Genomic DNA, 26,477 nt, shown 5'->3' with positions numbered 1-26,477 from the left:
TTAAAAACGGAACCAACAACAATCTGATGCAGAAAAAATTCTCCCTTCACGAAGACTGGATCTCGGTGATCCTGGCTTTTGCAGCCATCCTCCTCATTATCCTCGGCGTCAGGCCCGCCATGCCGAAATTCGACTGGAACAGCGGGCAAGACCTCCTCGCGCGGCTGACCGACCTTTCTAACTACGGTAAAATGCTCGGCATGTTCGCCTGGGTGATCGGTGCATTGCTCATCGCCTACATCCTGGGCGGCAAGAAAGTGCCGGCGGGTTTGATTACCGGCGCCCTCGCCATTTTCGCGGTGTCCATGTTCGCGCAGGTGATCACCAGCAACGCGGCCATCAAAGACCTCGGGATCGAGATTGTGCTGTTCAGCCTGCTGCTGGGGCTTTTCATCAGCAACGTCATCGGTTTGCCGGAATGGATCAAGCCGGCGTTGCAAACGGAACTGTTCATCAAAACGGGCCTGGTATTGCTCGGCTCGGGGATCATTTTTCAGGAATTGATGAAAGGCGGCGGATTGGGCGTGCTGCAATCGGTAGTCGTGGTTTTCTCTGTGTGGTATTTCACGTTCTGGCTTTGCAAGAAATTCGGTTTGGACGATGAATTCAGGATGATGATCTCCAGCGCCGTGAGCATTTGCGGCGTATCGGCGGCCATCGCCACGTCGGGCGCCATCGAGGGAGACAACAAGAAGCTTTCGCATGTGATCTCGCTGGTACTGATCGTCGCTATTCCGATGATGATCTTTATGCCGTACCTCGCGCAGTGGATGAATATGCCGCCTGCGGTGGCGGGCGCCTGGCTGGGTGGCACCATCGATACTTCCGGCGCGGTAGTGGCGGCGGGTACGCTCCTCGGCGAAGAAGCCCTCAAATACGCGACGATCGTCAAGTTCTCGCAGAATGTGCTCCTCGGTATAGCGGCATTCCTCATTTCTTTCTGGTGGGCATATTCCAAGAAAGCGGAAAATCAGCCCCGGCCCGGCCTCCGCACGATCTGGGACCGCTTCCCGAAGTTCGTGCTGGGCTTTATCCTCGTGTCGCTCGTATTTTCGTTCGTCCTTTCCCCCGAAACCGTGAAGTCGATCAAAGCGCCCATCAAGGAGCTGCAAACCTGCTTCTTCGCGCTGGCGTTCACCTGCATCGGCCTGGAGACGAAGTTCACCGATATTTTCAGGATGGAAAACGGCCGTCCTGCCATGGCGTTTATCATCGCACAGGTATTCAACGTCCTGGTGACATTGGGTATCGCGTACCTGGTGTTCGGCGGTTATCTTTTCAGCTAACGATATGTAAGATACATTTCGCGGAAGCCTGCGCCCCTCCGGGCGCGGGCTTTTTCTTTCCATACCGGGAATCGTACCACTCGCGCTCCCCGATCTCCCGTTCATGCCGTAACTATTGATCGTCGTAACGGCTTCCCGCATTTTCGCAGCAGAAACCATGGTGCCTTCACCCCAAAATCCACCCCACACATGAAGCCATTCATTTCCGGGGCCGCGTGCATTTTGCTGCTGGCGGCCTGTTCCAAGAACAACACTGAAAAACCGCCCGATGAAAATACCGGCGTCGTCAAATACCTCATGAAAATGACCGAAAACAGCGGTGGTGCCGGCGAGGCTTCGACGCTCGCCTACAATGCGCAAAACCGGCTCATTTCCATGGAAGGCAACGATGATACCGGCATGCGGCTGGCGTACGACAATAACGGCAACGTCGTAATGGCGGAAGTCTGGACGGAAGACGTGCTTTCCCGCAATTACATCCATTACGTCAACGGCGTTCCCGACACGGCCGTGGAACGGTATTTCCGGAGGGCCGACAACAGTCTGCTGGAAACACAATTTTACAGATATACCGTAGAAAACGACCGGGTGGTACGCATCCGGATGCGGGATTCCGCCGGGCAAACCTCGCCGTCCGACATTTACCTGCGCTACCAGGGAGGCAACCTGACTTCCCTGCTGCAGGTGCCGCCGGCATCGATGACGGATACGATCGTGTTCAGCGAATGGACATATGGCACGAAGCGCAATCCCTTCACCGGCTGCAAAACGGAATATTACGTGACGCCCGTTGGCCCGGCGGCCCTGTTCCAAAGTGCGAACGAGCCACTGACGATGCGATTCCGGATACCTTCCACCAGTCACGATTTCCGGGAGAAATACGTTTACCTGTACGACAAGGAAGGCTATCCTGTGCGGGAAGCGCGGGTAGACGAGGGTGCCACCGATTCGCTCATCATACACTACGAATATCGACGCTGACCATTCAACAGGGAAATCCTGCATCCCGATGCCCGGCGCCGACCTTTCGCTGACAGGCGCTGGTGCATGGGGCGGGAATTCACCAAATTTGTGATCATCCCATCTAAATAACATGCAATGAAGAACATGACATTCCTGTTAACGCTGGCCGCATCCGGCCTTTTCTGCCTTTCCTGCCAGCAAAGCGGCGGCGCATCCTCCCATGGCGACTCCACCGCGCTGCAAACCGCGTCCGAAGCGCCTGTTGCCTCCGCTCCCGTCAAATATCTCAGGAAATACACCCGCACCCTTGCCGGTGATGAGCCCGAAGTGCTCACGTTCAGTTATGATGCCGCACATCGCCTCACGGCCGTCAACAAAGCGGGCGACGAGCAAGGCGGTCAGCAATTCGAGTACGACGGCAACGGCCGGTTAACGAAATTGACATACTGGCACGACGGCCGCCGCCACGTCATCAGCTACACCTATTCCGGTACCGGCGCCACCGGGGCCGAACAGGTTTTCGAAGAAGGGGAAACGGAAGCCGGAAGCACCGCTACGTGGACCATCGGCATGCAGAACGGAAAAGTGACCTCCATCCGAAAAACGAATACGGAAGACCCGTCTGAAAACTCCTACCAGGTGTACCGTTACGATGGCGACAACCTTACCTACATCGCTTCCATGGCGGCTAACGGGAAAGATACGGCGGGCGTTACAAGTTTGACGTACGGCAGGAAATCGAGCCCCTTTGCAGGGATGCGCCAGCCGCTACTTCACCCCACCGCGCTTTTCTTCCTGCAATCCGCCAACGACATGACTTCCATGGCCATGCGCAGCAAGCAGGTTAATGCGGAAATCGTTACGGTGTATGAATACAAATACGACGCGCAGGGCTACCCGGTTTCGGGCATAGAGAAAGATGCCGGTGATGTTTCTGCGACGGCTGTGTACGAATACGAATAAATATGATCGGAAAATTGGAATTCCCGGCGCGATATCGAACGGAGCAAAAGGCCCGCTTCGGCTATCGCGCCATCTTTTTTGCAGTAATATCCGGGGAAAGTGGGTTAATTCACTTCAGGTTCAGATAACCGTTCCTTAATGATATCTGCATGGCGAAGCCCCCATCCGTCGATCTGCGAGAGGATCGGCAGGAGACTTTCGCCCAGTGCGGTGAGGCGGTATTCAGACTTTTTCGGATAGGCCAATTCATTTTCAACGGTTTTTTCCACGACACCAAACTGCAGCAATTCCGCCAACTGCATTTCGATGACGCGCTGCGAGGCTTCCCGGATGTATTTGGTGATGAGGCTCGGCCGGGTCATGCCGCGGTGGATGGCGTCCAGGATGCAGCATTTCCATTTGCCGCCCAGTACTTTCATGGCCAGGTAGAGGCCGCAGTCGAGGTCTTCTTCGATTTTTCTCGTATACATAGCCTTATAAATTTACGCCATTCTTCGCAACGCCGTTGCCGCGGGTATACCGAATCTTTTATCGGTTATTGACTCCCCTCCTGTTTCCCGTGATCTTTGTGCCGTAGAAAAATTATCGACATGGAAAAAGGAATCGGCGCAGGTGCGCATTTTACGGTGAGTTACAAAGATGTATTGCCCTTTATGATCTGGATCGGGGTATTTTTTATGACCTGGCTCTTCATGCACGGGGCCGAACATTACCTCCGGATGACGCCGGACGCGCTGGGCAGATATTACGATTACCGCTGGTTTCTCATCGCCCATATCACCGCAGGCGGCGGCGCCCTCATTTCGGGGATCGTCCAGTTCTGGCCCAAGTTGCGCAACTTCAGCTGGAAACTTCACCGCGTCATCGGCTATTTATATCTCCTCGCCGTCCTCGTCAGCAGTCTGTCGGCACTCATATTGGCTTCCACCACGGCGCGCAGCATCAGCTGGGGATATTCATTTACCCTCCAGATCTGGGCCAGCGTATGGATCAGCGCTACCTTCATCGCCTGGTGGACGGCCTTTCGCCGCCAATTCAAGCTGCACAGGGAATGGATGATGAGAAGCTACGTAGTGACCGTGGCGTTCCTGGTGTCTGGGTTTGCGCTGAAAATACCTTACGTGCAGCAACTGGGCAGTTTCGAGGAGGTGTCTGTCCCGATGTTCTGGATGGGATGGGCCGTTCCGCTGTATGCGTATGAGATCATCCGCACGGGCAGGTCGAAAGGGAAAAAGTGATTTAATCGTATTTCCCGGTTTTGTCTTCGATCGTGACCGACCGTTCCTGGTTATTCTGGATTTTAACGTAGACCAGCAATTGGCCCGCCCCGGCTTTGAAACAGGCTTCCTGGGCCAGGCGCACCACTTCCATCACCTGGTCGTAAGGGCCTTCCATAACGGTTTCGAACGGACAAACGCGGTATTTCAGGCCGCTCTGCTGGATGATGGAGATGGCTTCGTCCACTACCGCGTATACTTTCTCCGAGGCTACCTGCGGTACGATTTGCAGGGCCAGGTTCACATGATGCTGATGCATGGTTTATTTTTTCCGGGTGATCACTTCGTATAAATCTTTGCGAATATCCTTCAGATTCTGGACGCTTCCAAATGCATGCAGTTCTTTCAGCAGTACGAGGTCTACATCCGCCACCACGATCATTTCCGTATTGGGCGTGGCATCGGCCTTAACGCCGGTAACGGGAAATGCGAAGTCTGAAGGCGTAAGCACCGCAGACTGTGCGTATTGCAGGTCCATATTGTTGACGCGGGGAAGGTTGCCCACGCACCCGGCGATGGCCACGTAGCATTCGTTTTCGATAGCACGGGCCTGCGCGCAGAAGCGCACGCGGTTGTAGCCGTTTTGCGTATCGGTGAGGAAGGGAACGAAGAGGATTTGCATCCCCTGTCCCGCCAGGATCCGCCCCAGTTCCGGGAATTCGACGTCATAGCAGATGAGGATCCCGATCTTCCCGCAATCCGTATCGAACACCTTTACTTCGTTCCCGCCCTTCATGCCCCAGCTATATACTTCGCTGGGCGTGGGATGGATTTTTCGGAAAGATTCCCAGGTACCGTCGCGGCGGCAGAGGTAGCTGATATTGTACAGCAGGTCGTCGATCACGATGGGCATGCTGCCGGTGATGATATTGACGTTGTAGCTCACGGCGAATTCGGAGAATTTCTCGCGCAGGGGCTCGGTATATTTTGCCAGTCCACGGATGGCCGCTGCGGGATCGAGCTGGTTGAACTCGATCATGAGGGGCGCATTGAAAAATTCCGGGAACACGACGAAATCCGCTTCGTAATCGCTCACGGCGTCCACGAAAAACTCCACTTGCTGCAGGAGGCCGTCCATGTTCCCGTAAGTCCGCATCTGCCATTGCACGAGTCCGATCCGCACGGTGGATTTGTTGTAGCGGATGGTGTCGCGGTCTTTTTCATAATAGATATTGAACCACTGCAGCAGCGTGGCGAAGCCTTTGGAGGAGGTGTCGTTCGGGAGGTAGTTCCGTAATATTTTCTTGACGATGAAATCGTTGCTGAACTGGAAGGTGAGCGTGGGATCGTAGATTTCCTTGTCCTGCACCTTTTCGAGGTACTGGCGCGGATTCAGGCGGTCGGCGTACTTTTCGTAGTTGGGAATGCGCCCGCCGGCCACGATGCCTTCGAGGTTGAGGTTTTCGCAAAGGGCTTTCCGCGCATCGTAGAGCCTCCGGGCGAGGCGTTTCCCGCGATAATCGGGGTGCACGAACACTTCGATGCCGTACAGCGTGTCGCCCTTCGGGTTATGGGTGCTGAAAGTATAATAGCCCGTGATCTGTTCGTAGGTGTGGTCGTCCCCGAATTTCTCGTAATCCACGATGATGGAAAGCGCGCATCCCACCACTTTCCCGTTTACGGTCACGGCGATCTGTCCGTCGGGAAAGAGCTGTATGAGCCGCTGGATGGTGCCTTCGCGCCAATAGCTGCCGGGCATGTCTGCATACGCGCTCATCATGGATTCTTTAAGGTCGCGGTAATCATCCGCCGTCAGTTGCCTGATATCGATCGTTTCTTCTGCCATTTTCCGCTATTTTGGGTTATTTACACAAATTAACGTTTTTGGCACTAAAAAAGATTGGGCCCGTCACGGGAAGTTCAAACCCGCAGACGGACCCACAGGCAAGCAAGGCCTGTAATACACCCGTGAATTAAAAAAACTTATTGCCGGAGCACGTCTTCGATATAGATGCGCTTGCTGTTGGAGGTTTGCAGAAAGCTCTTATTCGCTTTCCGTATCTGGAACATCGCTTTCACCTGGCGGAGGAAAACCGCGGGCAGCCAAACCAGCGACGCAATGATCCGTTTATCGCGGCTCATGACCGCCACGATGGCGAAGAACGTAATGGGGAACTGCGCCAGGATGGCGAGCCACACGATGGAGAACACGGGATCGATCCAGAAATTCACCACCACCATAAGCAAAGCTGCGCCGATCTGCATGAACAACGGCGGCCGGAGCAGGTTGATGCCGAAATAGATGAGATTGGGGCTCATGCGCCGGAGGCCGGTACTGAACACGTCCCATCCATATGCGAAATATTTGAAGTAAGCGTTGATCCAGCGGGTGCGCTGGCGCTCCATCGCTTCCCCGGAATCGATCTTCTCATCGTACACCTTCGCGTCTTCGGCGTAAGCCAGTAGTGGGATTTGCTTCACGATGTCGGCCTGAATCTTTTTATCGAACCCGCCCAGGAAGTTCCGGTAAATGATGCTTTTATACAGCGATAGTTCCATGGCGATGCCCAGCCCCCAGATGTTGGCGGAGCAGCCCAGTTCCATGCGCATCCTGCGGTCGATGAAGTTGTAGAAATAGTTCCCCGCCGCATCAAGACAGGCATAGGCGCTGTCGGTATTCTTCGCCAGCATATTGGTTTGCACGGCCCGGTGCCCTTTCGCGAAATGACCGTTCAATACTTCCAGGTACGAAGGATGCAGGAGGTTGTCTGCATCGAGGATCACGATCACATCGTGTTCCGTTTCGAACTGCTGGATGGCGAAATCGATGGAACGGATCTTTGCGTTGAGATGCGTGGCCGGCACCAGCACTTTCACCTGCGGGTGTGCAATCCCGATATCGGTTTTCTCGCAGGCGTCTGCCACCACGTACACCACGAAATGGGGGTACGTCTGTTTCAGCGCAGAATCCACCAGTGGCGGAATGAGCTCCAGGTTCTTGTGCGCCGTTACCACGATGCCGAAAGAACGGGGCTTATCTTCCACGGGCGCAACCTCCTTCCGTTCTCCCCCAACAGCCCTGAAGGCCCGTTTGTGGCCGAATATCAGCAGCAGGATGAGGGGTTGCAGCACGTACAGCGCCAGCACCGCCTGCACGGCCAGCCATGCATAGTAAAGAACATTCGCCATACCCGATTATTTATGCTTTTCCCAAACGGTAAAAAATCCACCGGTCATGCCCGCCGGCAGCAGGTCCGCGATCTTGCAGTCGAGCCGCTGGAGCGCTGGCAGTTTTTTGGTGATGAAAGAGAACGGAAACACGTCCTCCAGGAAATTAGCCTTGCCGAAACGTACGATGCGGAACCGGTTGCCGGCAGACATGCGCTGCAGATCGTTCCGTGAAAAGAACTGCACGTGGTCGAGATTGTCAGCGGCAGATTGGACGGTGGTGCCGGAATACCCCATCGATTTTTTCAATTTGACGATGAGCTTCCATGCCCAGCCGTTGCTTTCGCGCATGGCCAGCACCGGGCGGGTCACGAGGAGCTCCCGCGGCCCGTTGCCGTTGGGAACGGTCACGACGAGGATACCGTCGTCTTTGAGCGACTGGTACAGCACGCGGAGCAGGGCGTCCGGGTCCTGGAGGTGTTCCAGCACTTCGCTGCAGATGACTACATCGAATAATGCGCCAGAGGCTACGAGCTCTTCCGCGCTTTTCACTTCGAAACGGGTGTTGGCATTTTGATTGAGCTCATTGGCCCGCGCAATGCTTTGCGGGCTGACGTCGATCCCCAGCACCTGGAATCCCTTTCCGCCGAGATGGCGGCTGATGACCCCGTTGCCGCAGCCTACGTCGAGGATACTTGCGCCCGGCGCAAACCTCGACGAGACCGCGTCTGTGATGAACTGTAACCTTTTCTGGTCGGCAGCCCTGTTATATTCTTGCGTTATTTCGCTCATGTTGTTTGCTTGGTTGTCTTGAAACGATACGGAGATAGATGTCTTCGATCTGCCGCGCCATGCTTTCCTGGCTGAACCGGTCTTCGATGGTGGCCCTGGCCGCCCGCTGCAGGAAATTCCTGTTTTCCGGGTTGAGGTGCAGGGTCGCCAGCGCGGCCGCCAATGCAGCCGGGTTCTTTTCCGGAACGATGACGCCGTTGCCGCCGTGGCGGACGATTTCCTTCGTGCCGTCCGTGGCCGTTGCCACCACCGCTTTACCCATGGCCATGGCTTCGAGCAGGCCGATCGGCAGCCCTTCCCAGAGCGAAGGCAGGCAGTAGATGTCCATTGCCTGGAGGAGCGCCGGAACATCCGTACGGAACGGCTGGAACACGATGGAATGTTCGATGCCCAGCGACCGTGCCAGTTCCACCACTTCCTCTTTCAGCTCGCCGTCGCCCACCATGAGCAGCACGATGTCGCGCTGCGTGCGGAGGAGCTCGGCGAATGCGAGGACGAGCGTTTGCGGATCTTTCTGCAAAGTCATCCTGGCGATGAAGCCCACCACGGTTTTATCGGGCGAAATGCCCAGTTCCTTCCGTACGTCGGGGAACTGGCGCGAGGGGTCGAAAATCCGCCGGTCGATGCCGTTGTTCACCACATCGGCTTTGAATCCGGAGAAATGTTTCGTACCGGTATCGCGGTTGGAGGCAGATACGGCGATGTTGGCGGCGGAGGCGGATGTGAGCAACCGTTCCGACCAGATCCGCAGTTGCTTTTGCACCCGGGGTTGATCGTCGTGGAAAGACCAGCCGTGGATCGTATAGATCATGGGCCGTTTACTCCACTTCACCGGCAGCAGCAGGTTGCTGGCTGCGCGGGAACCATGGGCATGCACGATGTCGATCCCTTCGTCTTCGATCAGCTTCTTCACCGTTTTCCAGGTGGAAGGATCGAAGGCGCGGGTAGACGGGATGACGTGGTGGCTGACGCCCATTTCGCGGAGCCGGTCGATCATGGGGCCTTCCGTGAAGGAAAGCACCACGGGGTCGAAACGGTCGCGGTCGAGCGCGGAGACGAGGCTCAGCACGTGCGACTCTCCCCCACCGATCAAGCCCTGGCGGATGGCCTGCAGAACGCGTATTTTGCGGTGCTGGTCCATCACGCGGGAATAGTCGCGGGACGGGCAGCTTTTTCCCAACCCTGCGGAAGTTTCTCGTATATCTCGATGTTCTCGAATTCCTTGCTTTTGCGCGCGCCTACCACTTTCGCCCATTCTGCCATCCGGCGGATGCCTTCATCGAGCGATACGCCCGAACCGGCGCCGAAAACGGCGTGTGCTTTCGTGTGGTCGGAATAGGCATGCATCACTTCGTTGCGTGCGGCCAGGTAATTGATGCTGGGCTCCACGCCGAAGCAGGCGCCTACTACTTTCGCCAGTTCGTTCACGGTGTAGGGCTTGTCTGCACCGATGTTGAACACCTGGTTGTAGGATGCGGGCGTGTTCACGCTATGCGCGATGGGGATGGCCACGTCGTCGATATAGCTGAAAGCGCGCGTTTGTTCGCCATCGCCGAAGATGGTGAGCTGCTGGCCCTGCATGATCTGGTTCATGAAGATGCCGATCACATTACGGTATTTGTCGCCGATGTTCTGGTTTTCGCCATATACGTTATGCGGGCGGAATACTACGTAATTGAGGCCGAACATTTCGTGGGCGGCTTTCAGGTCCAGCTCCACAGCGTATTTGGAAACGCCGTAGGGGTCCTCGGGCATGGGGGTCATATCTTCTCGCATGGGCAGCTGTCCGGCGCCATAAACGGCGATAGACGAGGTAAAGACGAAGCATTTCACTTTATGCTTGATCGATTCGTTGATGAGGTTGATACTGCCAACGAGGTTGTTGTTGTAGTTGAAACGGCGGATGAAATGCGACAGGCCTTCTGCGGCATAAGCGGCCAGGTGGTATACGTAAGTGAATTTGTATTCTTCGAAAAGGCTCGTCACGAGCTGATCGTCGGTGATGGAGCCCTGCACGAAGCGGGCGCCTGCGGGAATGTGGTCTTCGAAGCCGCCGCTGAGATCGTCGAGCACTACCACTTCATGCCCTAATTCGAGGCAATGGCGTACTACGTGTGATCCGATAAATCCGGCGCCGCCGGTAACCAGTGAAGTAATTTTAGACATGTTTTGAACTTTTTTTATTGATTAAACGGGTGATGTGTGTATTAAACGGGGGAATATTTGGATTGCGTCAGGTTCCAGAAAGTGCCGCGCAGGAATGATCCGAGATGATCGAATTTGCCTTTCAGCGTGTATTTCAGCACCGATTTCGGGAAGGTCAGGCAACCGAAGAACAGGTAGAAAGCGGCGAGCTGCCGTTTCGACGTGTTGCGGCGCATGTACAGGATGCGGTTGCGCGTCATGTAGTATACCTTGATCGGGCTTTCCTTTCCCATGGTGATGGATTCCTTGTGGAAGATCAGTCCGTCGGCATTGTAATAGATTTTATACCCGGCGCGGAGGATGCGGGCCGACCAGTCGGATTCTTCGTAGTAGATGAAGAATTTCTCCGCGAAGCGCCCTACTTTCTCGATCACTTCGCGCTTTACCATCATGGCGGCACCGTGCGCGCACCAGGTGGGGCCGGAAGTGTTGTGCTGGCCGTTGTCTTCCTCCTTGCTGCCTACGGCCCAGGTGCGCCCGGTCAGCAGGTTCATCTTATGGAAACCGGCGTACTGGATCACGTTGGGATGATGCCAGAAACGGATTTTCGGGCATACGACGCCGATGTTCGGATCGGCTTCGAACGGTGCGAGGAGGTGTTGCAACAGGTCGGGCGTTACTTCGGTGTCGTTGTTCACAATAAACACGAACTCACCTTTGGCGTGCTCGATGCCGAGGTTGTTACCGCCGGTGAAACCGAGGTTTTCGGGACTGATGATAAGCTTTAAATTGGGATAGTTCCCGGCTTCGATCTGGGCTGTGGGATCTACTTTGGAACCGTTATCGATGACGATGGTCTCGAAATTTGGGTACGTCAGTTGCTTCGTCGATTCCAGGAACTCACATGTAACGGCCGTCTGGTTAAAGTTCAATGCGATGATCGAAACCAGGGGCGCTGTTTTCAGCTGTTCCATATCTGGTAAATTCTGTTTCATTCGGTGTTGTTCGGTGATTCGGTACCCGGAATCCTTTTCCGGTGGGGTATTTGATATCCGGGCAGGCCCGGTTGTACTATATATTAATTATACGTTGTCTTTCTGAAGGAGCGCATTGGGCGTGCTGGCCAGGATCCACATGTCGAACAGCACGGTATGCTTCTGGGCGTACTCGATATCCAGTTTGATCCTTTCTTCCACGCTCATATCTTTCTTCCCCCGTTTCTTCACCTGCCAGAGCCCGGTGAGCCCCGCTGGCGCCATGAACCTTCCGCAATAGCTGTCGGTAGTGAGCGATGCGGCTTCGTAGAGCGGCAAGGGCCTGTTGCCGACCAGCGACATATGTCCCAGCAGTACGTTCAGCAATTGGGGGATTTCGTCGAGGCTGGAATTGCGCAGGAAGCTGCCGAGGCGGGTTACGCGGGGATCGTTGCTGATCTTGAAGAACACGGGGCCTTTATCGCCGGTATCGTACTGGTTGAGATGGGCCATGTTCTTCACCTGTTGGTCGGCGTCGTTGACCATTGTCCTGAACTTGTAGAAGTTGAAGATGCGGTAACGCTGGCCGGCGCGTCGGGAGATATAGAAAACGGGCCCTTTCGATTCCAGTTTGATAAGCGCGGCGATGAGCAGCAGCAGTGGGCTGAGAATAAGCAGCCCGGTCCCTGCGGCGAGGATGTCGATCCCTCTTTTTACATAATGGTTAACGTAGGCGGAAGGGGCCCTGCGGGGCTTGATATCGCCGGTGGTCTGCGCGGGCTTTGTAGCGAGCGAGCGGAGACGGATGGCCTGGTCGCGGATGGAAATGAATTCATCGACCGAAGTTTCGGCCGTTACCAGGTTATCGATGCCGCCGGCGGAACGGATCTGCTGGCGGAGTTCCGGCGTAAGCTGTTGCACATATCCGAACATGGGCACGTCTGCCAGCGCATCGAGGGAGCGGATCTGCTTTACCAGTTCCGCGGGCCTGCCCGTGGAGCTGATGTTGCAAATGATATATGACGGCTTCACATCCATCGGCAGCTGGTCCCGCAGTATTTTCGCGGCGGAATGAATGCTGCTGACAACCAGGAGCCGGTCGGGCCTGTCTGGCTGCATGCGCTGCATGAATCCCGGATCGCCTATACAAAGCGCCCAGGACCTTGCCGCGCTCGCAGCCAGGGGTACTACCTTGGTCGTAACTTCTTTTTTTAGGGGTAATGACAAATGGTGAATCATCATGTTCGGATTATAGGTGTTATTCAATAGCTAATAGCGGTATGAGCGCGGATGCGTTTCATCCGTTCGCGGCCATGGGCAGCTGTCGGCTGAGCTGATGCCCGATCTTCTCTATAAGATCACGCGGGTCGAAAGGTTTGTTGATGACGTGAACCACGTTCGGGTGAACAAAATTGACATCGTGCAATGAAATGCCGGTGAGCACCATCACGGGGATGTCGTTGAAAAGCAGGTTGCTGTTCAGGTTGCTGATCAGCTCCCAGCCGTCCAGCCGCGGCATCTGGATGTCGGTGATGATAATGTCCGGTGTGTTGCCGGCTGCGAGCCACATGAGGGCGCTCAGTCCGTCTTCCGCCGTATACACTTTATATTTATGCTGCAACATGGCTTCCAGCAACATTCTGATATGCACGCTATCGTCTACTACGAGTATAGTCTTCTTCATTGTTTCCTACGTTTAGAAAATAAAGATTTAGTTTTCTTCCACTGCGGCGAACAGGCAAAAGGCATGTAGCCCCGCGTGGTCATCTTTGATTTTCCAGGGAGGATTTGGTCAGGATTCCGGAACTATTGCAGTTATAATGCAACGCGATGCGCTGGCACTGCGGTACCGGAGGTTAAATTATTGCAGGAATTACTCAGAGGAATGGTTAGAATTATAGGGTCGTACAAAAGCTGAAGTAAAATTATAAGTTTATTTTCAAATCGCGCAAATAAAATTTTTCACATTAGATTTGAAAAGAGGTCGGCAAACAAGGAACATTACTTTCGTTCTCTGTACTGGTGCAAAAGTACGTCACCCCAAAAAAAATAATATCTGAAATTTGCGAATGCATGCTTTTTTCTCGTGAAATACAGATTATCGATAGTAAACGATGAATTTAAGTAAGTGGACGACCGTAATCCTGAATTGAATATCAGGATTGTTATATAATTTGGCAGCTGAAATGACCCCCAAACCAGATGATCACCATTAAAGTCATATTGTTTCTCAGTCTTTTTATCCTGTTCTTCAGTTATTTGGGTTACGGGATAGTCGTGGCCGCAGCGGTGCGGCTGAAGCGCCTCTTCCGCCGTCCCAAACCCTTGCCCGACGGCTATTTCCCGGAAACTACGCTTGTCGTGGCCGCCTATAATGAGGCCGGTTTCATCCGCGAAAAAATCGCCAATACGCTTGCCCTCGATTATCCCGAAGGGAAACTGCATATATTATTTATCACCGACGGCAGCACGGATGGTACCGATGCGATCGTGGGCTCCTACCCTTCCGTTCGGTTGATGCACGAACCGGCGCGCCTGGGCAAAACGGCCGCACTGAACCGTGCGATGCAGCAGGTGCAGACGCCCATCGTTATTTTCTGCGACGCCAACACGTTATTGAACGATCAGGCGGTGAAATGTATCGTCCGCCATTACCAGGATCCCCGGTGCGGCGGCGTGGCAGGCGAAAAGAAAGTGATCGCGGGGGAAGGCGGAGCGGAGAACGCGGAGGGCATTTACTGGAAATACGAATCGCTGCTCAAGCGGCTGGATGCGGAACTTTTCAGTGTGGTGGGCGCTGCGGGCGAACTGTTTTCCGTGCGAACGGAATTGTACCGGCCCGTTGAGAAAGACGTGGTGCTCGACGATTTTATCATTTCCCTCCGGATCTGCGCCGAAGGTTACCGGATCGCCTATGCGCCGGATGCCTACGCGATGGAAAGCCCTTCGGCCGGCATCGGCGAAGAGCATAAGCGGAAGGTGCGGATCAGTGCGGGCGGGTTCCAGGCGATCAGCCGGCTCGCCGGATTGCTGAATTTCTTCCGGCACCCGGTGCTGACGTTCCAGTACCTGGGCCACCGCGTGCTGCGGTGGACGCTGGCGCCCCTGAGCCTTCCGGTGGCGCTCATCACCAACATCTGGCTCGTGCTGGCGGGTTATGGAGGCATATACTCGATACTATTGGCGGCGCAGTGCGTTTTTTACGCGGCGGCTTTAACGGGCTGGGCGCTGGCTATGCGCGATATCAAATTCAAACCGGCCTACGTGCCGTTTTATTTTGTGTTCATGAATGTGTCCATTTACGAAGGATTTTTCCGATTTATCCGTAAAAAACAGCAAGCCGCGTGGGACAAAGCGGTACGCGCCCCAACACTGCAAAATTCATGAGTCAGGCACCCCATACAGCACCTTCCGGCCAAGGCCGTATTTCCAGCATGGACGCGCTCCGTGCATTGGCGATGTTCCTCGGCGTGGGGCTGCATGCGGCCATGCCCTACACGTACGATCATTTCGAAGGGTTGTACCATGATCCGTATTATACCGACATTTCGTACGACTATATTTTCTTCTTCATCCATATTTTCCGGATGCAGCTGTTCTACGTCATAGCGGGGTTCTTTTTCCGGCTGTTGTTCCTGAAGATCGGTCCCCGGCCGTTTATCCGCCATCGCGCGCAGCGGATACTCATTCCGTTCGTGGTGGGCCTTTTCACGATACTGCCGCTCACCTACCTGCCTGCGGCGGTGGCGCGCGTGTCGGAAGCGGGGTTGCCCTGGAATGGGGCAACGGTTTCGGCCGTGCTGAAGGATATTTTTACCTGGAGGGGGCCGCTGCACCTGTGGTTCCTGTATTATCTGTCGATCCTGTATGCCGTGGGGCTCGTGGCCTACAAAGTGATAGGCAGCGATGCTGCGAAGCGGTTGCTGCCGTTGAAGTTCTTCCATGGCGATTTTTCGCCCGGCGGGATCCTCGTGTTGATGGCATGTGGCAGTTACGTGAGCCTGTGGATGTTTTCGTCGCCGTTCGTAGAGTATGCGCCGGGGCTGATGCCTAAAGTTTCTTTCCTGACGTATTACGGGATTTTCTTTTTGGCGGGATGGGTGCTGCACCACCATATGCGTCGGATTTTCCCATTGCTGAAACGCTACGCGCTGCCGTTTACGCTGGCGGGCGTGGTGGTAGGATCGGTCGTGGGATGGGTGAAGATCGCGCCGGAAGCGCCGGAGGTGAACAGGGCGTTGCTGCAGGCCGGGGTTACTACGGCTACGATATGCCTGGTAACGGGCGTGGCCGGAGTCTTTCTGCGCTGGGTAAACGCCGAACGGCCGGCCGTGCGGTACCTTTCAGACGCCTCTTACTGGGTGTACCTGGTGCATGTGGGGCTCTTGGGCGCGGTGCAGATGTATATCGGCCGCTTCGATTTCTGGGGCCCGGCCAAATATGCCATCGCGCTTGGGGTAACCATCGCGGTAAGCCTGGCTACCTATCAGTGGTGGGTGCGGTACACGAAAATCGGCTTTTACCTGCATGGCCCCCGCAAACGGCCCGCAGTGGGGTCTTTGCCGAAAAGCGACGTACACGGCCGCCAGCCTGCAACTTAAATCATTTGTTAATGCGCTTAAAATATTTGTAATAATGGAAATATTTCCTAGTTTTACATCCTGAATTAAAGCCCCAACCTTATCCTCTCAAAAAACCTCCACTTTTTTTAACCGTTTTCCTTCGAAAAGCCGCTCAGTGATTGAGTAGGCTGAAAAATTAATGACTGTCCATTCATTTGCTGGGTAAGTTTCAAATTGAACATACTGAAACACTTACCATATGCGACAATTTTACCTGTTACTATTAGCTTGCCTGCTGGGATTTGCATTTCCCGGTTCGGCACAGGTATTTAATCCCGCTGACCCGGTGATTACCTACAACCCCAACGATCCTCCGGAAACGCCGACCTGGGGCACCATTTCCAAATGGGTGCGCACCGTCCGCTCTTCCGTGAATTTCTCGAACAAGGATTCCTACAAATGCTACTACCTGAGTGGGATGCCCTTCCGCCTGAAATTCCCCAAATCTTACCAACACGGTGTCAGTGATGGTAAGAAATACCCCATTTTCATCTTCTGGCATGGCCGTGGTGAAGGTGGTGGCATTTATGACAACGAGTATTCCCTGTACCATGGTGGCGGCAAATTCTGTGCTGCTGTCGACAATGGTAAGTTCGATGGATTCATCCTTGTTCCGCAAAGCACTACCGGCTTTTTCGGTCAACCCCAGTACGATTTTGTTAAACAGATCCTCGACGAGCTGAAATTGAACAACAAGCTCGACCCCGACAGAATTTTCGCGAACGGCCTTTCCGCCGGCGGTACCGAAACATGGGAATTCATGTTCCGCTATCCCAAGGAAGTTGCCGGTTTCCTGCCTATCAGCGGCTGCTCCATCGCCTACCGCGACCAGGTAAACGTTTTCAAGAACATCCCGTTATGGATTTTCCAGGGCGGGCTGGACAACAACCCCCACCCTTCCACCACCACAGCCGTTATCACGGCCGATCAGAATGCAGGTGGTAATGCCAAGATGACCCTGTATCCCAACGGTGGCCACGGTATCTGGAACACTGCGTGGGACGAAGCCGACTTCTGGCCGTTCATCAACCGCCAGCACAAAGCGAACCCCTGGCCCGCATTCGGCCACAACGAATTCTGCCCCGGAGAAACCGTAAGCGTTGTGCTCGGTCTTACCCCGGGCTTCGACGGTTATGAGTGGCGGAAAAACGGTACCCTGATCCCAGGTGCCACCACCTTCGAATACACGGCCACTGAATTCGGCACCTACGATGCGAGGATCAAAAGAGGCACCGAATGGTCTCCCTGGTCGCCCACACCCGTAGTTGTTAAACAGAAAGAAGCGACCCAAACACCGCCGCTCTCCATCGCAGGCCTGATGAGTAAAGTCATCCCCGCTGTAGACGGCAAAAACTATGTGGTGCTGACCCTGCCCGAAGGCTATACTTCTTACCAATGGCGCAAAGTAGGCGACCCCGCTATCATCGGTACCGCACAAACGCAGACGGTGAACGCGCCCGGTCAATACCAGGCGAACGTGACCGAGAAATTCGGTTGCTCCAGCGAATGGTCCGCTCCTTTCACGATCATCCCCGCCAACGGTCCCAACCCGCCGGCACCCGCATCCGGCCTCACCGCCACCGCTATCAGCAAAACAGCGATCACTGATCGACTGGACAGACAATCCGAATGCCGTTTACAATGAAACCGGCTACGAAGTGTACCGTTCCAATTCGGCCGGCGTCAATTACCAGCTGATCGGCATCACGGCTCAGAACGCGGTTACTTATACCGACAACAACCTCTCCCCCAACACGAAATACTACTACGTATTGCGTGCGGTGAACGCTACCGCCGCTTCTGCAGTAAGCAATGAAGCAACGGCCACTACCCAGGTAGACAGCAATCCGCCGTCCGCTCCGTCTAACCTCGCGATCTCGGGTACTTCCACCACATCGGTGAAACTGACCTGGGGCCCGTCTTACGACGATGTAGGCGTATTCAAATACGACATCTACGTAAACAGCCTCAAATCTTACACCGTAGATGCCACGGAAGACGAGTTTACCGTGTTCAACCTGAAATCGGACAGCCTGTACACCTTTGTGGTGAAAGCCCGCGACCTTGCCGGCAACACTTCTACAAGGAGCAACCAGGTGAGCACCCGCCCCGTAGCTAACGGCCTTAACTACCGTTATTATGAAGGCAACTGGTCTGTATTGCCCGACTTCAACACCCTTACGCCGATCAAGACAGGTATTTCCGAAATTCCCGACCTCAGCGTCCGCAACCGCAACGATCAGTTCGGTTTCGTTTGGGAAGGCCAGATCCGCATTCCCGTTACCGGTAACTATACCTTCGTGACCAACTCCGACGACGGCAGCAAGCTGTGGATCGATACCGACTACGACAATGCCGCCACGGCACTCGTGAACAACGACGGTCTCCACGGCACGCAAGACCGCGAAGGCACCAAGTTCCTCACGGCAGGTATGCACAAGATCGCGATGGCGTTCTTCGAACAGGGCGGTGGCGAAGCCATGACCGTTTCCTGGAAGAACACGGCACACGGCGTTGGCAGCACCAAGCAAACCATCCCGGCCGAATACTTCAAAGACCTCAATACCGCTCCGGGCGGCACCCTTCCGAAAGCACCGGGCAATATCAAAGCCACTACTCTGTCTTACAACAAGATCCAGCTCACCTGGTCAGACAGCAGCAACAACGAAACCGGCTTTGAAATCTACCGTGCAGAAAGCGCTGCCGGTCCGTTCAGCATCGTGAATACCGCCGCTGCGAATAAAGTAGCGTACCTGGACAGCGGCCTCAACGCTTCCACTGCTTACTACTACCGCATCCAGGCGATCAACAAGTACGGTGCGTCCGGATTCCACCCCAATGAAACCGGTGGGTTCTCGTACAGCGCATACAATACCTCCACCAGCATTACTGCCCTCCCGAACTTCAGCACGCTGACACCTGTTGCAACCGGTCTGACTTCTAACGTTACGCTGGACGTACGGCCGAGAGAAGATGCGTTTGCCCTGAAGTTCTCCGGATGGATCAATATCCCGACCACTGGAACCTATACTTTCTATACGAATTCCAACGACGGCAGCAAGCTGTACATCGGCAACTTCACCGAATCTAACCTCGTGGTAAGCAACGACCACCAGAACGGCCCGACCGAGAAGAGCGGCAGCAAATCGCTGACCGCCGGAAAGTACCAGATCCACGTTACTTTCTACGAAAGAAGCGGCAGCCAGTCGCTCACGACCAGCTACGCAGGGCCTGGCGTTAGCAAACGCCTCATCCCCGACTCGATGTACGTGAACAAGAACGCGACGGCCAAAACGCTCGCCATGCCGGCTATCCCGGCTGCGCCGACCGCCCTGGCACTGACCGCGCTCAGCGGCAGCAGCATCCAGCTGAAATGGAACGACAACTCCACTACCGAAACGGCTTTCGACCTCTACCGTTCGGCCAACGACGCGTCCAACTTCCGCCTGTTCACCTCCATCCCTGCTAATGCAGGATCTGAGGCGAACTACACCGATACCGGCCTGTTCGCCAATGTGACCTATTATTATAAGGTGTTGGCGAAAAACGAAGGCGGCAGCTCCGCATTCAGCAACACGGCCAACAAAGCCACGCTGAACACGGCACCGGCGCTCACTCCGCTCGAAAACCGCTCTGTACGTTATGGTACGCAGCTGGTACTGGCGCTGACCGCTACCGATCCTGACGGCGAAACCGTGACTATCACATCCGCCAACGTACCTGCATTCGGCCAGTTCAACACCAGCGGCGGCACTGCCACCCTGACGTTCAACCCCACGCAGGCCAACGAAGGCGTGTACAACAACATCACCGTAACGGCAACAGACCAGCATGGCGGCGTTACCAACTCCTCCTTCAACCTGACCGTTAACGATAACTACTCACCGGTGATCGGGGCTGTTACCAACGTTTCGCTGAACGAAAACGCTACGGCTAACGTTGCCCTTTCCGCTACCGATAACAACGCAGGTGAAACCGTGACCTGGAGCGCAACCGGCCTGCCGGCATTCGCAACGCTCACGCCTTCGGGCAACAGCGCCAGCATCGCGCTCGCACCGGGCTTCATCGACGCAGGTACTTATGCGGTAACCGTGAAAGCGGACGACGGCAGAGGCGGCATCGATACCAAATCGTTCACCATCACCGTAAACGATGTGAACCCGAGCAGAACGATCTTCGTGAACTTCACCGATGGTTCTTACCCCGCCCCCGCACCGTGGAACAATACCAACAAACAACCGGTGCTGAACGATCTGTTCGCTAACCTGAAAGACAATTCAGGCGCCACCACCGCTGTAGGTATCCGCGTAACGAGCAACTGGGGCGCACTGGGCAACGGTTCGAACTACTTCGGTACTTCTACCGGCAACAACTCCGGTGTGTATCCAGATAACGTGATGAAGACCGCCTACTGGAGCAATACTACGGCGCAAACGTTCAAACTGGTTGGTCTCAGCGCCACCAGCAAGTACAACCTGACCTTCTTCGGCGCGCGTGCAGATGTGACCGATAACCGCATGACCGACTACACCGTTGGCGGCACCACGGTTTCCCTGCAGGCTGCGAAGAATACCCAGAACACCGTTTCCATCAATAACATTTCACCGGATGCGAATAACGAAATTCTCATCACGATGAAGAATGGCGCCGGTTCCGTTTGGAGCTACATCAACGCCCTGGTGATCCAGGTGAACTACGACGACGGCAACGCTCCGGCCAAGCCGACCCAGTTCGCCGCAACACCGTCTTCCGGTGGCGTGGTACTGAGCTGGAAAGACGTAGCCTTCAATGAAGCTGCCTACGAAGTATACCGTGCATCCGCACCCGCCGGTCCGTTCACCCTGCTGAACCCCGCCGGTGGCAATGCCAACGCTACCAGCTTCACCGACGCAACTTCGGTGGCCAGCACGCAATACTACTATACGCTCCGCGCTGTGAATGAACACGGTCCTTCCGGCTACACCGACACCATCGGTATCCTGACCGGCAACAACAACCCGAAATTCGACAGCATTGGCAACGTAAGCATCAAGAACAACGAAACCTTCACCATCCCGCTGCATGCGACCGACGATGCCGGTGATGTGATGACCCTGCGTTCTACCAACCTGCCGCCGTTCGCTACCCTGACCGACAATGGCGATGGTACCGGCAGCATCAGCATCGTACCGTCTTCCGGAGACGTTGGCCGCTTCGCGAACATCAACGTGACCGCTTCCGACAACCATGGTGGTGCTTCTACGCGGACGTTCACCATCCAGGTGCGTGATAAGAACATCACTACCGTATATGTGAACTTCAACCAGACGCTGCCTGCAGACGCTCCGTGGAACAACTTCAACTCGTATCCCGGCGCCAATGCGGCGATCGCTAACCTGGCCGATGAAACCGGTACCCTGTCCGGCATCCGGATCCAACTGCTCGATGGTTTCACCGGTACCAATACCGTGGGCTCCACAACGGGCAACAACTCCGGTGTATACCCCGACAATGTGCTGGCGAGCAATTATTACACGAGTGAAGCTACCGCCCGGAGGATCCGCATCTCCAACCTGAATGCCACTTACCGTTACAACCTGATCTTCCTCGGAAGCCGCCAGGGTAACGATAACAAGAACACGGAATACACCGTTGGCAGCAGCACCGTAACTCTGAACGCGGCCAACAATACCCGCAACACGGTTCAGATCAACGGTATCAGCCCTGATGCTTCCGGCAACATCGACTTTACCGTTAAACAGGCTACCGGTGCAGCTTACGGTTACATCAACTCCGTAGTGATCCAGTACTACCTCGACAACGGTACGCCGCTCGCGCCGGGCAATGCCACCGCACTTGCCAAGTCCAAGACCAGCATCCAGCTGAACTGGCTCGACAATTCGAACAACGAAACCGGGTTTGAAGTATGGCGTTCTACCGACAAGGTGAACTACACCCTTCGCGCAACGGTAGGCAACAACGTGAACACCTATACAGATAACGGCCTCGGTATCGATACCCGTTACTACTACAAGGTGCGCGCGCTGAAAGCCGCCATCCAGTCCGATTTCAGCAATATCGCCACTGCGGCAACCTTCCGCAATGCGGTGTACATCAACTTCAACGTGTTCAACCCCGCAGGTGCACCGTGGAATAACACCAACTCCGCTCCTGCACAGGGCCTGGAATTCCCGAACCTGAAGGATGATAACAACGAAAATACCGGTATGACCATGGTGATCCACAAAGCCTTTACGGGCGATAACCCGTACGGCATGAACACCGGCAACAACAGCGGTATTTATCCCGACAACGTTATCAGCAGCACGTACTGGGTGGATATCAACGAAAGCGGACAGCTCAAGATCAAAGGCCTGAACCTTGCCAAGAAATACAACTTCGTATTCTTCGCAAGCCGCGATGGCGCGGGCGACCGTACTTCCATCTATACCATCAACGGACAAATGGTTTCCCTGAACGCTGGATACAACATCAACCAGACCACGCAGATCAACGACGTATCGCCCGACCAAAACGGTGAAGTCCTGATCTCGGTAACCGCCGGCGGACAGTCGATCTACGGTTACATCGGCGCCCTGGTGATCCAGTCGTACACACCGGAAGCCAGCCAGATCGATCCGGACCTCATTCTCCAGAAAGCTGCCAACAACAAAGGCGAGCAAATCCTGGAAACCAGTGTAAGGATCGATAAGACGTACCCGAATCCGTTCATTTCCAACGTAAACGTAGAGATCATCAGCGACGGCAAGTCTCAAAACAACTTCATCCTGAATGTGACAGACGTTTCCGGCAGATCGGTACACACGAAGATGCTCGGCAAACTGCCCGCAGGCACGCACCGCGTACTCCTCGATATGGGCTCCAGCCGCATCCCCGGTGGCCTGTACCTCCTGCAACTGGTAGATGGAAGCAAAATCGTCAACTCGGCTAAATTGATTAAAAGCAATTATTAACGATTCTAACCTTTAAAATGATTACCGAAAAAATCCGGGTCAAACCGGATTTTTTCGGGCTTGTCGGATTAGAAAATTTCACACTTTAACAAAAGCATCCATATGGACCTGATTTATCTGCTGAAAGCGTTGTTGAGAAGGAAATGGCTGATTATCATTTGCACTCTGATGGCGGTTGTCGGTGCCTTCTTGTTAACCATGAACCAGGAAAAGCTTTACAAATCCGTTTCCCAGATCGCTACCGGTTTTACCAGTAACGAACAGGTGAAACTGAAAGACGAAAGCTTTAACATCTACGAGATCGACGCCAAGTTCAGCAACGTCATCGAAGCCCTGAAATCGCCTCGTGTACTGGGTATGACCGGTTACAACATGTTGCTCCACGACCTTCAGAACCCCGGTAAGGAGTTCCGCCAGTTGACCCCGGAAGACAAAAACAGCGATGTATATAAGGCCATGGACAAAGACAAGGCCATCAAAATACTCAGCCAGAAATACAACGAGGAAAAGCTCCTCAGCTCCTACAACCCCGAAGAGCGGCAGGTGCTGGAGATCCTCAAACTCTACAAATACGATCTCGAAACATTCCGGTATGTGCTCTACGCCAGCCGCGTGGCGCGTACCGATTATATCGACATTCAGTACCGTTCGGCGAACCCCGAGCTGTCTGCCTATTTCGTGAACCAGATCGTGACCGAGTTTTTCCGGAACTACGAATCGTCCCGCAATATGCAATCGGCGCAGAACATCGAAACGTTGCAAAAGCTCGTAGACCAGAAGAAAGGCGAGCTGGACGGCAAGATCGGCAATATCAAGACCATGGGCACGATGGACGCCTCTGTAGAAAGCTCCAGCAAGCTGGAACAGATCAGCAATTTCGAGAACAGACTGGCCGACGAGCGTACCTTATTGAATACCGCTACCCTGTCGCTGCAACAGGTAAACGCCCGCCTGGCGGAAATCGACCAGAGCAACAGTGCGGCCGCCGCAAGCGGGAACACCGCCAACAACGAACTGGCGAACCTCCGCAAGCTCATGAATGACGCCCTGAACGACTACCAGGCCAAAGGCAGCAACAACACCGAGCTGTATAATAAATACCTCGCCAGGAAAGCGGATTACCGCAATAAACTGGTAGCCATGGCCGCCGTTACGCCCGGTGCAACCGGCGGCGCAACCAAAGCCGATCTCCTTCAGAAGAAAAGCGATCTGGAGCTCCAGATCAAAAGTTCCCAACAGAACATTACCGATTACGAGATCAAGGTCCGCCAGCTGAACTCCAGCATCGGTGCGGCTGCATCCCGCAGCGCCAACAACCTCGCCCTCCAGAAGGAAGTGGAACTGGCACAGCAGGAATACGAAGGCGTAAAAACCCGTTACGATGCGGCCCTCAACAACCGCATCGCGCCGATGGAGAACTTCCGCCAGATCCTGTATGGCCAACCCGCCGTAGAGCCCGAGCCCAGCAAACGCATTATCATCCTGGCAATGGCCGCCATGGCGATGTTCGTATTCTGCTGCATCTCCATCATCTTCATGGAATACATCGATCTGTCCATCAAAACTCCTTCCCAATTCCAGAAGGTGACAGACCTGCGCCTCATGGGCGTGGTGAACCGGGTGAACATGAAACGCGTCACTTTCAGCAATATCTTCACCGACGATGCGCTCCCCGCACAAAGCGGCGCTTTCCGCGAACTGCTCCGGAAGCTGCGCTATGAAGTTGGACATAGCGGTAAAAAAGTTTTCCTGTTTACCAGTCCGCGCGCCGGCGAAGGCAAATCCACCATCATTAAGGCCCTGGCCCACAGCCTCAGCCTCAGCCACAAGAAAGTGCTGATCATCGACACCAATTTCCCGCATAACACGCTCACGCAGGATTTCGAAGCGAAACCCGTGCTGGAGGATTTCACCCTCGCAGAAACCGACAGCTTCGAAAAACAACTGGCCACCCTTGTTTCCCCTTCCGGTATCGAACACGTAGACGTGATCGGCTGCAAGGGCGGACAATTCACGCCTGCCGAAGTGCTGCGCCCCGGTAACCTGCTGGAACAGATGAGCGCGCTGAAATCGCGGTACGACTTTATCTTCCTGGAAGGTGCGCAGCTGAACGAACGGTCAGACAGTAAAGAACTGCTGAAATATGCCGATACCATCATCGCCGTTGTATCGGCCAGATCGAGCATCAAGCAGACCGACAAGGAATCCATCGACTACCTGGCATCGCTGAACGGCCACTTTACCGGCGCGGTGCTGAACCTGGTAGAGCAACAAAATATCGATCTCTGATGAGTCAGACGCAGAACGGCATGGCAAAGGGCAACAGGCTGGCGTGGATAGATTACGCCAGGGGCATCGCTATCATCCTGGTATTATACCGCCACATCTTCGAAGGGATCACCCGTTCCGGTGTGGATGCAGCCGAGTACCAGTGGCTGGAGAATGCCAACATCATTTTCTACAGCTTCCGCATGCCGCTGTTTTTCATCCTGTCGGGCATTTTCATCGCCAAAAGCCTGGCCAAGCGCGATTTGTCGGGTCTCATCCGCAACAAATTCAGCATCCTGCTTTATCCCTATATCTTGTGGTCGTTCATCCAGATAACGATCCAGTTCGCCCTGAGCGGATATGTGAATGCGGACCGGAGCTGGGCCGATTACGGGTATGTATTCCTGTATCCCCGCCGGATCGACCAGTTCTGGTACCTCTACGCCCTGTTCAACGTGACGGTGCTGTACATCATCGCGCGGGAAAGACTGAAAATGAAAGTAGGCGCGCAACTGGTGCTCGGAGCGGCGCTGTACCTGCTGAGCAGTTATGTTTCGGTACAGCACATCGACCTGGGTTTCCTGTACGACATTTGCCATTACTACGTGTTTTTCGCCATCGGCGAGCTGGTATCCAACTGGATGCTGGACCAAACGAAGTATACCATTTACAGCTCCTGGAAACTGTTTTTCGTGCTGCTGCCGGTATTTGTGGGGGGACAATGGTACTTCCTGCACGCCAATCTCCAGCACGGCAGTACGCTGTACGTGGAAGAATACCAGCCCGTGCTTTTTGCGGTGATCGCGCTGACGGGGTGCGCTTCCATGCTCAGCCTGTCGTTCCTGCTGCAACGCTACGACGTGCTGAAGCCCTTGAAGGTGGCGGGTTTCCATTCGCTCTACATCTATGTTTCGCATGTGCTCGTGGCTTCTGCGGCGAGGATGGCGCTCGTCAAGATTTTCGGCATCACCAGCGTGCCCGTGCTCCTGGCGATCTGCCTTCCGCTGGCGGTGGTAGTCCCGATCCTGCTGTACCGCCTGGCGATGCGCTGCGGGGCCTGGTGGCTGTATAGCCTGGAAAGGCCCGTACCGCAGAAAGTAGCAACTATAAAAAATTGAAGTAAAAC

General features: G+C 54.7%; 20 protein-coding genes. 10 read left to right on the top strand and 10 right to left on the bottom strand.

The window, feature by feature from the left end:
* Positions 1 to 26 precede the first annotated feature (26 nt).
* The 3 genes from WJU22_RS17965 (at position 27) to WJU22_RS17955 (ending at position 3,212) form a co-directional block, all read left to right on the top strand.
* Positions 27 to 1,286, top strand: coding sequence for a YeiH family protein (locus tag WJU22_RS17965; protein WP_341839550.1), 1,260 nt, complete (start codon positions 27 to 29; stop codon positions 1,284 to 1,286).
* Positions 1,287 to 1,475: 189 nt separating this feature from the next.
* The gene (locus tag WJU22_RS17960; RefSeq protein ID WP_341839549.1) at positions 1,476 to 2,267 is read left to right on the top strand and encodes a hypothetical protein; all 792 of its coding nucleotides are present in this window, start codon (positions 1,476 to 1,478) and stop codon (positions 2,265 to 2,267) included.
* Between the two features lie 117 nt (positions 2,268 to 2,384).
* Positions 2,385 to 3,212 carry a hypothetical protein gene (locus tag WJU22_RS17955; RefSeq protein ID WP_341839548.1) on the top strand — a complete coding sequence of 276 codons (828 nt, stop codon included), beginning with the start codon at positions 2,385 to 2,387 and terminating at the stop codon, positions 3,210 to 3,212.
* 104 nt (positions 3,213 to 3,316) lie between these two features.
* Here WJU22_RS17955 and WJU22_RS17950 read toward each other — a convergent pair whose 3' ends face one another.
* Positions 3,317 to 3,682: a helix-turn-helix domain-containing protein gene (locus tag WJU22_RS17950; protein WP_341839547.1), complete on the bottom strand. Its 366-nt coding sequence runs from the start codon at positions 3,680 to 3,682 to the stop codon at positions 3,317 to 3,319.
* Between the two features lie 120 nt (positions 3,683 to 3,802).
* Between WJU22_RS17950 and WJU22_RS17945 the strand changes: the two genes are divergently transcribed.
* Entirely contained in the window at positions 3,803 to 4,450 is a 648-nt protein-coding gene (locus WJU22_RS17945; protein ID WP_341839546.1) for a DUF2306 domain-containing protein, read from the top strand.
* 1 nt (position 4,451) lies between these two features.
* On the opposite strand, the gene WJU22_RS17940 is transcribed toward WJU22_RS17945, so the two are convergent.
* The 9 genes from WJU22_RS17940 to WJU22_RS17900 all read right to left on the bottom strand — a co-directional run bounded on the left by WJU22_RS17940 (position 4,452) and on the right by WJU22_RS17900 (position 13,192).
* Positions 4,452 to 4,748 carry a thiamine-binding protein gene (locus WJU22_RS17940; RefSeq protein ID WP_341839545.1) on the bottom strand — a complete coding sequence of 99 codons (297 nt, stop codon included), beginning with the start codon at positions 4,746 to 4,748 and terminating at the stop codon, positions 4,452 to 4,454.
* A gap of 3 nt (positions 4,749 to 4,751) precedes the next feature.
* Positions 4,752 to 6,275 (bottom strand): bifunctional GNAT family N-acetyltransferase/carbon-nitrogen hydrolase family protein, encoded by a 1,524-nt coding sequence (locus WJU22_RS17935; protein ID WP_341839544.1) that lies wholly within the window; start codon positions 6,273 to 6,275, stop codon positions 4,752 to 4,754.
* 137 nt (positions 6,276 to 6,412) lie between these two features.
* Positions 6,413 to 7,618, bottom strand: coding sequence for a glycosyltransferase family 2 protein (locus tag WJU22_RS17930; RefSeq protein ID WP_341839543.1), 1,206 nt, complete (start codon positions 7,616 to 7,618; stop codon positions 6,413 to 6,415).
* A gap of 6 nt (positions 7,619 to 7,624) precedes the next feature.
* A complete protein-coding gene (locus WJU22_RS17925; RefSeq protein ID WP_341839542.1) occupies positions 7,625 to 8,389 on the bottom strand; it encodes a class I SAM-dependent methyltransferase in 765 nt (254 codons plus the stop codon).
* On the bottom strand, positions 8,364 to 9,569 hold the full coding sequence (locus WJU22_RS17920; protein WP_341839541.1) for a glycosyltransferase: 1,206 nt from the start codon (positions 9,567 to 9,569) through the stop codon (positions 8,364 to 8,366). Before WJU22_RS17920 ends, WJU22_RS17925 begins: the two co-directional genes overlap by 26 nt.
* A complete protein-coding gene (locus WJU22_RS17915; RefSeq protein WP_341839540.1) occupies positions 9,530 to 10,555 on the bottom strand; it encodes an NAD-dependent epimerase/dehydratase family protein in 1,026 nt (341 codons plus the stop codon). Before WJU22_RS17915 ends, WJU22_RS17920 begins: the two co-directional genes overlap by 40 nt.
* Positions 10,556 to 10,596: 41 nt before the next feature.
* A complete protein-coding gene (locus WJU22_RS17910) occupies positions 10,597 to 11,508 on the bottom strand; it encodes a glycosyltransferase family 2 protein (protein WP_341839539.1) in 912 nt (303 codons plus the stop codon).
* 108 nt (positions 11,509 to 11,616) lie between these two features.
* Positions 11,617 to 12,636 carry a sugar transferase gene (locus tag WJU22_RS17905; protein ID WP_341839538.1) on the bottom strand — a complete coding sequence of 340 codons (1,020 nt, stop codon included), beginning with the start codon at positions 12,634 to 12,636 and terminating at the stop codon, positions 11,617 to 11,619.
* A gap of 169 nt (positions 12,637 to 12,805) precedes the next feature.
* The gene (locus tag WJU22_RS17900) at positions 12,806 to 13,192 is read right to left on the bottom strand and encodes a response regulator (protein WP_126243573.1); all 387 of its coding nucleotides are present in this window, start codon (positions 13,190 to 13,192) and stop codon (positions 12,806 to 12,808) included.
* A 518-nt stretch (positions 13,193 to 13,710) separates the two neighbouring features.
* Here WJU22_RS17900 and WJU22_RS17895 point away from each other — a divergent pair.
* The 6 genes from WJU22_RS17895 (at position 13,711) to WJU22_RS17870 (ending at position 26,469) form a co-directional block, all read left to right on the top strand.
* Positions 13,711 to 14,895 carry a glycosyltransferase family 2 protein gene (locus WJU22_RS17895; RefSeq protein ID WP_341839537.1) on the top strand — a complete coding sequence of 395 codons (1,185 nt, stop codon included), beginning with the start codon at positions 13,711 to 13,713 and terminating at the stop codon, positions 14,893 to 14,895.
* Positions 14,892 to 16,109, top strand: coding sequence for an acyltransferase family protein (locus WJU22_RS17890; protein ID WP_341839536.1), 1,218 nt, complete (start codon positions 14,892 to 14,894; stop codon positions 16,107 to 16,109). Before WJU22_RS17895 ends, WJU22_RS17890 begins: the two co-directional genes overlap by 4 nt.
* 220 nt (positions 16,110 to 16,329) lie before the next feature.
* Positions 16,330 to 17,775, top strand: coding sequence for a hypothetical protein (locus tag WJU22_RS17885; RefSeq protein ID WP_341839535.1), 1,446 nt, complete (start codon positions 16,330 to 16,332; stop codon positions 17,773 to 17,775).
* Between the two features lie 13 nt (positions 17,776 to 17,788).
* The gene (locus WJU22_RS17880; RefSeq protein ID WP_341839534.1) at positions 17,789 to 23,083 is read left to right on the top strand and encodes a fibronectin type III domain-containing protein; all 5,295 of its coding nucleotides are present in this window, start codon (positions 17,789 to 17,791) and stop codon (positions 23,081 to 23,083) included.
* 102 nt (positions 23,084 to 23,185) lie between these two features.
* A complete protein-coding gene (locus WJU22_RS17875; protein ID WP_341839533.1) occupies positions 23,186 to 25,372 on the top strand; it encodes a GumC family protein in 2,187 nt (728 codons plus the stop codon).
* Positions 25,372 to 26,469, top strand: a complete 1,098-nt coding sequence (locus tag WJU22_RS17870) for an acyltransferase (protein ID WP_341839532.1) — start codon at positions 25,372 to 25,374, stop codon at positions 26,467 to 26,469. Before WJU22_RS17875 ends, WJU22_RS17870 begins: the two co-directional genes overlap by 1 nt.
* Positions 26,470 to 26,477 lie beyond the last annotated feature (8 nt).

This window comes from Chitinophaga caseinilytica (genome assembly GCF_038396765.1).
GTDB lineage: Bacteria > Bacteroidota > Bacteroidia > Chitinophagales > Chitinophagaceae > Chitinophaga > Chitinophaga caseinilytica.
The sequence above is the reverse complement of the archived record's forward strand: the minus strand, read 5'-3'. Positions and strand labels throughout refer to the sequence as shown.